Annotated in this window: 9 protein-coding genes; 4 read left to right on the top strand and 5 right to left on the bottom strand. The window is 63.5% G+C overall.

The window, feature by feature from the left end:
* Positions 1-298 precede the first annotated feature (298 nt).
* The 3 genes from EN994_RS05210 (at position 299) to EN994_RS05200 (ending at position 4866) form a co-directional block, all read left to right on the top strand.
* Positions 299-1792, top strand: a complete 1494-nt coding sequence (locus EN994_RS05210; RefSeq protein WP_024503382.1) for a PLP-dependent aminotransferase family protein — start codon at positions 299-301, stop codon at positions 1790-1792.
* Positions 1793-1984: 192 nt separating this feature from the next.
* A complete protein-coding gene (locus EN994_RS05205; protein ID WP_027161820.1) occupies positions 1985-3574 on the top strand; it encodes a trimethylamine methyltransferase family protein in 1590 nt (529 codons plus the stop codon).
* A 62-nt stretch (positions 3575-3636) separates the two neighbouring features.
* Positions 3637-4866 carry an aromatic ring-hydroxylating dioxygenase subunit alpha gene (locus EN994_RS05200; protein WP_063169932.1) on the top strand — a complete coding sequence of 410 codons (1230 nt, stop codon included), beginning with the start codon at positions 3637-3639 and terminating at the stop codon, positions 4864-4866.
* Between the two features lie 146 nt (positions 4867-5012).
* Here EN994_RS05200 and EN994_RS05195 read toward each other — a convergent pair whose 3' ends face one another.
* From EN994_RS05195 to EN994_RS05180, 4 genes are all read right to left on the bottom strand, one after another.
* On the bottom strand, positions 5013-5411 hold the full coding sequence (locus EN994_RS05195) for a hypothetical protein (protein ID WP_082826722.1): 399 nt from the start codon (positions 5409-5411) through the stop codon (positions 5013-5015).
* Between the two features lie 64 nt (positions 5412-5475).
* Complete coding sequence (gene chrA / locus EN994_RS05190; RefSeq protein ID WP_063169930.1) at positions 5476-6864, bottom strand: chromate efflux transporter; 1389 nt, start codon at positions 6862-6864, stop codon at positions 5476-5478.
* Entirely contained in the window at positions 6861-7679 is an 819-nt protein-coding gene (locus EN994_RS05185; RefSeq protein WP_063169929.1) for a chromate resistance protein ChrB domain-containing protein, read from the bottom strand. The genes chrA and EN994_RS05185 overlap by 4 nt, the downstream gene beginning before the upstream one ends.
* A gap of 215 nt (positions 7680-7894) precedes the next feature.
* The gene (locus EN994_RS05180) at positions 7895-9700 is read right to left on the bottom strand and encodes an IlvD/Edd family dehydratase (RefSeq protein WP_013528004.1); all 1806 of its coding nucleotides are present in this window, start codon (positions 9698-9700) and stop codon (positions 7895-7897) included.
* 146 nt (positions 9701-9846) lie between these two features.
* Between EN994_RS05180 and EN994_RS05175 the strand changes: the two genes are divergently transcribed.
* Positions 9847-10299 carry a carbon monoxide dehydrogenase subunit G gene (locus EN994_RS05175; RefSeq protein ID WP_013528005.1) on the top strand — a complete coding sequence of 151 codons (453 nt, stop codon included), beginning with the start codon at positions 9847-9849 and terminating at the stop codon, positions 10297-10299.
* 27 nt (positions 10300-10326) lie between these two features.
* On the opposite strand, the gene EN994_RS05170 is transcribed toward EN994_RS05175, so the two are convergent.
* Positions 10327-11397: Mrp/NBP35 family ATP-binding protein (locus EN994_RS05170; RefSeq protein WP_164745815.1), on the bottom strand; the 1071-nt coding region annotated here is incomplete at its 5' end.

The raw sequence follows: 11397 nt of genomic DNA, 5'->3' as shown, positions 1-11397 counted from the left end.
TCATTACGGACCGGATGTTTCCGGCGCGTGTCGTCGCGACAATCTATCGGGCCGAACTCCACCCGTATCAATGCGCAGCGATGACGCACACCCACACGCCGCCATGACGCACGATGTCATCGCCGGGATGAAGCGCCGCGTCACCCCACGATGCCGCAACGCGGCATCAAAAGGACGTGAAGGATCACTGGCATAAATCCCAACGATCAGAAAAATTGATTGGCGCAACCCCTTGTGCCACGGTTACGTTCGGCTGGTCCAGCCAAACGAAAAAGGCTGGCCATCGAGGAAATCTCCCATGCCACAGCGAAACGACACGGCGATATGGTCCGGCCTGTTCCGGATTTCGGCCGAATCCGGCCAAACCCTGCAGGCGCAGATCCGCCAGGCCATCGTAGCCGCCATTCTCGACCGCCAGATCGCCGCTTCGATGCCGCTCCCTTCCTGCCGCATCCTGGCCGAAAAACTCGGCGTCGCGCGCGGAACCGTGGTGCTGGCGTTCCAGCAGCTCGTCGACCAGGGTTTCCTGGTGGCGCGCGAGCGGCGTGGCCATTTCGTCAATCCCGATGTGCTGGCGACACCGGCCAAGCCGCACCAGAAGGCGCCCGACCAGGCCAATGAGATCGACTGGAAGGCACGCCGCAAGATCGCCGCAAGCGACATGCCGCCGCCGGCCAAGCACGAGAACTGGATCAAGTCGTCCTATCCTTTCGTCTACGGGCAGTTCGACCCGGCGCTGTTCCCGACCGCTGAATGGCGCGAGTGCAACCGCATGGCGCTTGCCGTGCTGGAAATCCGCAACTGGGCATCCGATATGGTCGACCGTGACGATCCGCTGCTGATCGAGCAGATCCAGGCGCGGCTCCTGCCCCGGCGCGGCATCTTCGCCAATCCCGACGAGATCATCGTCACGCTGGGCGCCCAGAACGCGCTCTACATGCTGGCGACGCTGCTGATGTCCAAGGGCTCCAAGGTGGCGATGGAGGACCCCGGTTACCCCGACGCGCGCTCGATCTTCCGCCTTGCGGGCGCAGAGATACAGCCGGTGCCGGTCGACCAGTCCGGCATCGTAACTGCTTCTATTCCCAATGATTCCGGCTTCGTCTTCGTCACGCCCAGCCATCATTGCCCGACCATGGTGCCGTTGTCGGCGGAACGGCGGCAGGATCTTCTGGCGCGCGCCAACCGCTACAACCAGATCATCATCGAGGACGGCTATGACAGCCAGCTTCTCGACGAGGCACCGCAGCAAGCGCTGAAGAGCCTCGATCGTTCCGGCCGCGTGGTCTATGTCGGCTCGATGTCCAAGACGCTGGCTCCCGGCCTGCGGCTCGGCTACATCGTGGCGTCTGCCGGACTGATCGCGGAGCTCCGGGCGCTGCGCCGCTTCATGCTGCGTCATCCGCCGGCCAACAATCAGCGCGCCGTCGCACTGTTCCTGTCGCTCGGCCACCACGAGGCGCTGGTGCGGCGGCTGTCGTCAGCCTTCGACGAGCGGCGCAAGCGGCTGGTCCATGCGATTTCCGCCTTCCTGCCGGAATGGCGCTCGACCGATTCGGCCGGCGGTACGTCGCTGTGGCTCGAAGGGCCGCGCGGCACCGATTCGCGCGGGCTTGCCGAGGCAGCGGCCTCGCGCAGCGTCATCATCGAGCCAGGCGACCGCTTCTTCGATCGCACTGAAAAGCCTTCGCGTTTCATGCGGCTGGGCATCTCGTCGATCGCGCTACAGCACATCGAGCCAGGCATCCGCGAACTGGCCACGGCCGCCGGACGCAGACCCGCGGCCGCCTGATCCATCATCGACCTCTCGTGACCGGAGCCGCTCGCAGCGGCTCCGGTATTTTAGTTCTGGCACATGGAACTGAGCCAGCTGGCCCATAGGATGGGCCAGTGCCGGCGGCATAGTCGGCGTCATCAGGGGAAGAAGCAGGCCGATGGTGGCCCAACCGCCACGAGTTCCTGCCGACGAAGTTGGAGTGCTTCCATGCCAGTGGCTGTCGAACAGCAGGACACGCCGGCGAACCGTCGTCCACAACGCTCCGGTCTTCGCGAAACAGGACATGCCATGCGATCATCTCCCCTGGTGGAGGATGCCAGACCACAGCACAAGGCCATCGAGGGCGGCGGCTACGGGCCGCTTCGCGGGGATGACCGCGAGCGTATCCACGAAGGCGTGCTGACGCTTCTGGAGACAGTGGGTTTCGCCAACGCCATTCCTTCCTGCATAAAGGTGCTGACCAAGGTGGGGGCGATCCATGGCGACGATGGCCGGGTCCGCTTTCCGCGCGCGCTCGTGCTCGACACCATCAAGCGGGCGGCACGACATTTCACGCTTCATGGCCAGGACCCCAGGCACGACATGGTGGTCCAGGGCAAGCGCGTGCACTACGGCACGGCAGGCATCGCCGTGCACCTGGTGGATCTGGAGAAGCGTGAGTACCGCGAATCCAAGCTGCAGGATATTTATGATGCCGCCCGCATCGTCGACGGGCTGGACAACATTCATTTCTTCCAGCGGCCGATGGTGGCGCGCGACATCGCCGATCCGCTCGAGATGGATTTCAACACGCTTTATGCCTGTGTGATGGGAACATCGAAGCACGTCGGAACATCCTTCACGGTGCGTGAGAACGTGAAGCCTGCACTTGAAATGCTGTACGCCATCGCCGGAGGCGAGGAGAATTTCCGCGCCCGGCCATTCGTTTCCAACTCCAATTCATTCGTCGTGCCGCCGATGAGGTTCGCCGAGGATGCCTGCGGCGTGCTCGAGGCCTGCGTCGAAGGCGGCATCCCGATCCTGCTGCTGTCGACCGGCCAGTCGGGCACGACGGCACCCGCCGCGATGGCCGGCGCCGTCGTGCAGGCAGTGGCCGAAGTGCTGGCCGGCCTGGTCTATGTCAACGCGCTCAAGCCCGGCCATCCGGCGATCTTCGGCGCATGGCCGTTCATGTCCGACCTGCGCACCGGCGCCATGGCCGGCGGGTCGGCCGAGCAGTCGGTGGCAACGGCGGCCTGTGCCCAGATGGCGCAATTCTACGACCTGCCCGGTGGCTCCGCCGCCGGCATGACGGATTCGAAATTGCCCGATATTCAGTCCGGCTACGAAAAGGGCATCACCAATGTGATGGCCGGCCTCTCCGGCCTCAACCTCGTCTATGAGGCGGCCGGCATGCATGCCTCGCTGCTCGGCTTCTGCCTGGAGAGCCTGGTCATCGACAACGACATGCTCGGTCATTGCCTGGGCTGCGCGCGTGGCATCGACGTGACTGACGAGGCCCTGTCGATCGACAGCATCGCGGAGGTCTGCCTCAAGGGTCCAGGCCACTATCTCGACAACGAACAAACGCTCAAGCTGATGCAGACCGAGCACTTCTATCCTGCCCTCGGCGATCGTTCCTCGCCGAAGGAATGGAACGAAAAAGGCCGGCCTGATATATTGCTGCGTGCGATCACCGAGAAGAAGCGCATTCTTGCCGAACGATTTCCGCGCCATGTGCCAAAACAGGTCGACGACAGATTGCGTGCCCGTTTCGGCAACCTGATCCACCTGCCGCGCACGCATATGGGCGGCTGACCGGAGACAAGTCTCGTGCAGCCATACAGCCATACACGACCAACCATCGGGCAGAACGACAAATGAGTGTGCATCCTATCCAGCAAGCCCCCACCGACGGCGACGCGATCGATCGGCTGGTGGCATCTCATCGGCCAGGCCACGGCCTGGTGCGTGCCTTCTATCATGACCCGGCGATCTTCGAGCGCGACATGGAACGGGTCTTTCGCCGCCACTGGCATTGCCTGGCCCACGCCAGCGTTATCCCGAACCCCGGCGATTTCGAGCTGTTCAAACTGGGCGACGAGGCGGTCATCCTGACACGCGGCATGGATGGCACCGTGCATGCCATGCTCAACGTCTGTCGCCACCGCGGCGCCGAGGTCTGCACCAAGCAGAAGGGCAACGCGAAGATGTTCGTGTGCCCCTACCACGCCTGGGCCTATTCCAATGACGGATCGTTGCGCGCTGCCCGCCTGATGCCAAAGGATTTCGACCGCACGGCGCACGGGCTGAAGAAGCTTCATGTCCGCGTCGCATCCGGTCTGGTCTTCATTTCCTTCGCCGAGACGCCGCTCGATTTCGATCCGATCGAACAGTCGCTGCGAACGAGCTGCGGCCAGTATGGCTGGGGCGACGCCAAGGTTGCGTATCGTCAGTCCTATCCGCTCGACGCCAACTGGAAGCTCGCCGTCGAGAACTATGTCGAATGTTACCATTGCGGGCCGGCGCATCCGGAATATTCGCAGACGCATGCGCTGGAAAAGCCGGCAGAAATGATCGAGCAGCTCAATGCGGCGATGGAGCAACGCACCTGCGCGCTCGGCATCGAGATCGGCAGCGCCAACCGCTGGCAGAACTCGGCGGCCGGCCAGGAAGCAATCCACACCTTCCGCTATGCGCTCTATGACGGCGTTTCGAGCGGCAGCCAGGATGGATCGCCGGTGGCCCCGCTGATGGGACGCTTCTCCGACTATGACGGTGGCGTCACTTCCATCCATCTCGGCGGCACGACCTTCCTCGTATGCTATCCCGATCACGGCATGATCTACCGCTTCATCCCGAAAACGGCTGGCACCTGCGAGATGGAGCTGATCTGGCTGGTGCGCGGCGACGCGGTCGAGGGCCAGGATTACGATCTGGAGAAGCTGACCTGGCTGTGGAAGATCACCACCGAAGAGGACAAGAAGATCATCGAGCACACCGCGCGCGGCGTGCGCTCGCACTATTTCGTGCCCGGACCTATCGCGCCGATGGAATACAACGAACTGCGCTACATCGGCTGGTATCTCGAGGAGATCAGCCGGGCCTGAACGGCTCGGCTGCCTTAGAGCATTCACCGTTTCACGGAAACGGCGATCTGCTCTAACTCTTTGTTTTGACGCAATTCTAGACGGAAAACCGCTCACACTTTTCCTAGAATTGCTCTAGGAGAATCAGGCAGATCTTGCCTTTCGCGTCATTCCGCGCTGAGCCCGTATCGGTCGACGACTTCGGGGTTGATGAGCTTGGCATGCAGCGTCATCAGCACGATCTGCGCGTCGAGGCTGTCACCGGCTTCAAGCGCCGCCTCGATGCGGCGCTCGGCTCCCAGCGTCCGCTCATGGCCATTGGCTTGCTCGAAGGTTTCGGGACCCGCGATGCAATAGCTGCATAATTGTGCCACCGACGCATAGGTGCCCGGTGGCGGCTCGTCGGGCCAGCGATCCTTCATGAGATTGACGAGGGTAAGCTTCACGCCCTCCGGCACAAGGGCTGGATGCAGATCGGCGCCGCGCAATGCATCGTCGAGCTGCCTCAAGTCGCCCGAACGGCCGAACACTCCGAGGAAGCCGAGGGAAGATCGCCGTCCGGCCATGATGTTTCCTTCCATTTCCAGCCCACTTAGGTGGTGGGCAAGCGGATTGCAAAGGCGGTGCTGTCTAACCAGCCGCCGCCAGCAAGATCCCTGCAAGGGCGGATAGCGCGAGTGTCGGCAGCATGCCGACTTTCAGCTTCAGGATGGCGACCATGGCGGCCACGGAAAGCAAGGCCGCGCGCCAGTCGATCGACGAAGGCACCGGCACGTTCATGCCAAGGCCCGTTGCGTGCACCTCACGGAAGATGACGTGCAAGGCAAACCATAGGGCCAGATTCATAATTACCCCGACAACGGCGGCGGTGATCGCGCCCAGTGCGGCCGACAGTGCCTTGTTGCCGCGCAAGGCCTCGATGTAGGGCGCACCGAGGAATATCCAGAAGAAGCAAGGCGTGAACGTCACCCACAGAGTGAGCAAAGCCCCCAGCGATCCGGCAACCAACGGGTCCAGCGAGCCGGAATGGCGGAACGCGGCGATGAAGCCGACGAACTGCAGCACCAGGATGAGCGGCCCTGGCGTGGTTTCGGCGAGCCCAAGGCCATCGACCATTTCACCCGGCACCAGCCAGCCGAAGGACTGGACGGCTGCCTGTGCGACATAAGCGAGGACCGCATAGGCGCCACCGAAGGTGACGACAGCCATGAGACTGAAGAACCGGCCTATCTCGGTCCAGACGCTTGCAGAGCCGGTGAACCACCAGATCAAAAGAACAGGCCCGAGCCAGAGCGGCAGCCAGATCGCGACGGTGCGCGGTGCATGCCATCTGGTCGGTTTGACATGGGCCAGTTCGCCACGCTCGAACATCAGGTCGACCGCTCCCTTGAAGTCGGCAACATCGTCCTTGCCATGGGCCGAGCCGAAAAACAGGGCGGGAGCAATGCGATCCCCCAGCCATCCCGTCAGGCCGGCTAGCAGGACGATGAGCGGAAAGGGCACATTCAACGCATAGATGGCGATGAACGCCGCGACCGCGATCGACACCATGACCCGGTTCTTGAGGGCACGCCGGCTGATCCGGACCACCGCCTCGACGACAATGGCAAGCACAGCCGCCTTGACCCCGAAAAACAGCGCCGCGACAAGCGGCACGTCGCCATAGAGGACGTAGAGGCTGCTCAAGGCGAGCATGACGAGCGCGCCCGGCAAGACGAACAGGATGCCGGCGACAAGGCCGCCGGCCGTCCTGTGCAGCAGCCAACCGATGTAGATGGCGAGTTGCTGGGCTTCCGGGCCAGGCAGCAGCATGCAGTAGTTCAGCGCGTGCAGGAAACGCCGCTCACCGATCCAGCGCCGCTCCTCGACCAGTTCCTTGTGCATCAGCGCGATCTGCCCGGCCGGACCGCCAAAGCTGAGCAATCCGATTTTCGCCCAGACCTTCACGGCCTCGGTGAAGGTCGGTGCAGCCGGCACCGGGACGGTTCCCGCCTTATTGTCCGGGACAAGAGCGGTCACGACGGCTTACCCGCAGCCGGCCAGTTGTGCGTTTCTTCGGTGGCGTCGCGACACCAGCGGAAGAACGCGTCGTAGAGCAGCATGCCTGCTTCCAGTTGTTCCAGATCGTCGCGGTACATACGCGACAGACCAAGCGAGGCAGCCAGAAAGCCGGCCGCCTGAGGCACCAGGTCAAGGCTTGCAGTGTCGGCCGCCCGCACGATTGCAGCGAGGCGATCGAGCGCCGCGGATTCCAGCCCGAACTCCTCGATCATCGTGTCGAAGGTGCAGCGCTCGCCGCGATGGCTCCAAAACACATTGTCGATGTCGAACGGCACGGCCTGAAAGCGGTCGGCAACAGCCAACACTTCAGCGGGTTCGACGAACAGGAACACCGCGTCGGGGTCGACGAAACGCCGGATCAGCCACGGGCAAGCGATGCGGTCGACCTTCGGGCGCGATCGCGTCACCCAGACGTTGGCGCCCTTTTCATTGCGTGGCGACATCTTGGCGGTGCGGGCCAAAAGCCCTCCGGCATCGCGCCAGGCCTCAAACCCGCCTTCGAGAGATTCAGCTGATATCCCCTCATGGCGCAGCCATGCGGCCACGCCTTGCGAGAGCTTTTGCCCCCTCTGGCAAACGACGGCCACCGGCTTGCCGGCGAACGTGGCCGCCCAGGTTGAAACGGTTTTGAAATCGCGACGGCACGACGCCGGCAACAGCCGCGGATCGGCGTCGAAATCTTCATCTATGCGAACATCGACAACGACTGGGGCGCCCGGCAGACCTATGAGCCGGGACAATTGCGGTACGGTGATAGCGGTTGTTGACGGCATGGCGTCCACCTCCTGAAAAGAGAAGCTTGGACGCGAACGTTGGGCTGACGCCTCACGGGGTCGTCGCGATGCACCCCTTGTCATGATGGTGGATTTGTTGGGCGCGCTTGTCAAGGACGGTGGCCGTTCTCGACCTACCCGGCCGCGATGCAACACGCTGACCGGAAAACCGACGGCGGCCTGATTTGATCAAGCCGCCATCCGTCGATCCAGAATCAATGATTGTCCCTGGGGACACCGCTGGTGTGCGCGACATCCTGGTATTTCACCGCCGGCTTCAGCACCATTCCCTCCGAAAACTGCGCGACCATACCGCGCTGGATCTCCTGCCAGGGCGTCTGGTGCTCGGGATAGTGGAAGCCGCCATTGTTCTGCAGTTCGGCGCGGCGCCGGGTGATCTCGTCGTCGGTGACGAGGATGTCGGCCGTGCCCTTGCGCAAGTCGATGCGGACCCGGTCGCCCGTCTTGAGCAGCGCCAGTCCGCCGCCGATCGCCGCTTCCGGCGAGGCGTTGAGGATCGACGGCGAACCCGACGTGCCCGACTGGCGGCCGTCCCCGATGCAGGCGAGCGCGTGGATGCCCTTCTTGATGAGATAGGCCGGCGGCTGCATGTTGACGACCTCGGCACCGCCGGGATAGCCGACCGGGCCGGCGCCGCGCATGAACAGGATGGTGTGTTCGTCGATGCCTTGCGCCGGGTCGTCGATGCGGGCGTGGTAATCCTCCGGCCCGTCGAAAACCATGGCGTTGCCTTCGAAAGCCTCGGGATCCCTAGGATTGGACAGATAGCGCTCGCGAAACTCGGGCGAGATGCCGCTGGTCTTCATGATCGCCGAATCGAACAGATTGCCCCTGAGGTTGATGAAGCCGGCATTGGCCTTCAGCGGCTTGGCGACAGAGCGGATGACGTCGGGGTTTTCGTTGGCGACGCCCTCGCTATTCTCGCCGATCGACTTGCCGTTGACGGTGCGTGCGCCGGGATGCGGCAACAGGTCGCCCTTCATCAGTTCGGCAATGACCGCCGGCACGCCGCCGGCATGATGGTAGTCCTCGCCAAGATATTCGCCCGTCGGCTGCAAATTGACCAGCAGCGGCACATTGAGGCCGACCGTCTGCCAGTCGTCATTGTCGAGCTTGACACCAAGGTGGCGGGCGATGGCATTGAGGTGGATCGGCGCGTTGGTCGAGCCGCCAATGGCCGAATTGACGACGATGGCGTTCTCGAAAGCCTCTCTCGTCATGATGTCGGACGGCTTCAGATCCTCATGCACCATCTCGACGATGCGTTTTCCGGTCTCATAGGAAATCTGGCCACGCTCGCGGTAGGGCGCGGGAATGGCGGCCGAGCCCGGCAACTGCATGCCAAGCGCCTCGGCCAGCGAGTTCATCGTGGTGGCGGTGCCCATGGTGTTGCAATAGCCGGTGGACGGCGCCGACGAGGCGACGATGTCCATGAACTCGTCATAATCGATCTCGCCGGCCGACAGGCGCTGGCGTGATTCCCAGACGATGGTACCGGAGCCGGTGCGCTTGCCCTTGTGCCAGCCATTGAGCATCGGCCCGACCGACAGCGCGATCGCCGGAATGTTGACGGTGGCCGCTGCCATCAGCAGCGCCGGCGTCGTCTTGTCGCAACCGATGGTCAGCACGACGCCATCGAGCGGGTAGCCGTAAAGCACCTCGACCAGGCTGAGATAGGCAAGGTTGCGGTCGAGCGCTGCGGTCGGGCGCTTGCCGGTCTCCTGGATCGGATGGCAGGGGAACTCGAACGGAATACCGCCCATCGAGACGATGCCTTCGCGCACACGCTTGGCCAGTTCGATATGATGACGGTTGCAGGGCGACAGATCCGAGCCGGTCTGGGCGATGCCGATCAGCGGCTTGCCGGACATCAGTTCGGCGCGCGTCAGGCCGTAATTGAGATAGCGCTCGAGATAGAGAGCCGTCATGCCCGGATTGTCGGGATTGTCGAACCACTCCTGCGAGCGAAATTTTTTCTTATGGGTGGGGGCGCCTGCCATCATGGTCTCCGTATTTGTAAGACAAATCGATATGGCAACGCGCGGGAGCAGGCAAGAGGGCGTGCGGTCGCAACCGGACTTTGGTGCGATAGACACGCACCAAGCCGTGCGTTACGGGTTCGGACAGTCTTGTCCGGGAGGTTTTCATGGCTTTGGTGATCGAAGGCGAGGAGCGCATTGCCGCACCGCTGCAAAAAGTGTGGGAAGCGCTGAACGATCCCGAGGTCTTGAAGGCGACCATTCCCGGTTGCCAGAGCCTGGAGATGAAGTCGCCGACCGAGATGGCGGCAACCGTGGTGGTGAAGATCGGACCGATCAAGGCGACGTTCAACGGCGAAGTGACGCTGAAGAACCTGAAGCCGCCGCACTCCTACACCATCCAGGGCGAAGGCAAGGGCGGCATTGCAGGCTTCGCCAAGGGTGGCGCCGACGTGACGCTGACGGCAGATGGACCCGACGCCACGATATTGAACTACGCGGCCAAGGCCGATGTCGGCGGCAAGATCGCCCAACTCGGCAGCCGGCTGATCGAATCGACCTCGAAGAAACTGGCCGGACAGTTTTTTTCCAGCTTCGGCGAGAAGGTCGGCGCGGCCTAGGCTGCAGAGCGGCGGCTACCGAACAAGCTACTCGAAAACAATACTCGGCACCGCCGCTGCCGCAGCACCACGCTCTTCGTTAACCCGGTCCCAGACCTTCGAGGCGATGTCGCGGTAGATTTTCGCCTCGGCGCCGTCGGGCTTGGAGACGACAACCGGCGTGCCGGCATCCGAGCTTTCGCGAATGCCCATCTCGAGTGGCACCTCGCCGAGGAAGGTGACGCCAAGGCGCTCGGCCTCGCGCCGCGCCCCGCCATGACCGAAGATGTCGTAGCGCTTGCCGGTGTCCGGGGCGATGAAATAGCTCATGTTCTCGACGATGCCGAGCAGCGGCACGTCGACCTTCTTGAACATGTTGAGGCCTTTTCGCGCGTCGATCAGGGCCAGGTCCTGCGGCGTCGAGACGATGACGGCGCCAGCCAGCGGCACCTGTTGGGCCATGGTCAGTTGCGCGTCGCCGGTGCCGGGCGGCATGTCGACGACGAGCACGTCGAGCCGACCCCATTCGACTTCACGCAGCATCTGCGTCAGTGCCGACATCACCATCGGGCCACGCCAGATCATCGGCGTTTCCTCGTCGACGAGGAAACCCATCGACATCACCTTCAGGCCGTAATTCTCCATCGGTTTCAGGATCTTGCCGTCGACGGTCTGCGGCCGGCCGTGGATGTTGAGCAGCCTTGGCATGGACGGGCCGTAGATGTCGGCATCGAGCACGCCGACGCGCAGGCCGTTGGCGGCGAGGCCGAGCGCGATGTTGACGGCGGTGGTCGACTTGCCGACGCCGCCTTTGCCGGAAGCAACGGCAATGATCGCTTCGATACCGGGCACGCCACGCTTGCCCGAGCTGTGCGAGGCCGGCGCGTGCGGAGCCGCACGCGGCGCGGCGGCAGCGGGCGCAGCCGGCGGAACGGGCCTGGGTGCGGGGCGCGATGGAACCGGCGCCTCCATGCCGCCGCCCCTCTTCTCCGCCGTCAGCGCGACGACGGCGCCGGCGACACCGGGGATCGCCTTGACGACACGCTCGGCAGCGGCGCGCAGCGGCTCCATTTCCTGGGCGCGGGCGGCGGGAACGGTAATCGAGAAGAAGACCTTCCC

The organism is Mesorhizobium sp. M7A.F.Ca.CA.002.09.1.1 (assembly GCF_003998555.1).
In the GTDB taxonomy this organism is placed as follows: domain Bacteria; phylum Pseudomonadota; class Alphaproteobacteria; order Rhizobiales; family Rhizobiaceae; genus Mesorhizobium; species Mesorhizobium ciceri.
This window is presented reverse-complemented; position numbering and strand designations above follow the sequence as displayed.

What these genes read in the sequence shown, in the direction of transcription:
- EN994_RS05195 (WP_082826722.1), bottom strand. Translation starts at nt 5,411, where the DNA reads ATGGCCGGACGGCGATCTTCCCTCGGCTTCCTCGGAGTGTTCGGCCGT.
- EN994_RS05200 (WP_063169932.1), top strand. Translation starts at nt 3,637, where the DNA reads ATGAGTGTGCATCCTATCCAGCAAGCCCCCACCGACGGCGACGCGATC.
- EN994_RS05175 (WP_013528005.1), top strand. Translation starts at nt 9,847, where the DNA reads ATGGCTTTGGTGATCGAAGGCGAGGAGCGCATTGCCGCACCGCTGCAA.
- EN994_RS05185 (WP_063169929.1), bottom strand. Translation starts at nt 7,679, where the DNA reads ATGCCGTCAACAACCGCTATCACCGTACCGCAATTGTCCCGGCTCATA.
- EN994_RS05205 (WP_027161820.1), top strand. Translation starts at nt 1,985, where the DNA reads ATGCCAGTGGCTGTCGAACAGCAGGACACGCCGGCGAACCGTCGTCCA.
- EN994_RS05180 (WP_013528004.1), bottom strand. Translation starts at nt 9,700, where the DNA reads ATGGCAGGCGCCCCCACCCATAAGAAAAAATTTCGCTCGCAGGAGTGG.
- EN994_RS05210 (WP_024503382.1), top strand. Translation starts at nt 299, where the DNA reads ATGCCACAGCGAAACGACACGGCGATATGGTCCGGCCTGTTCCGGATT.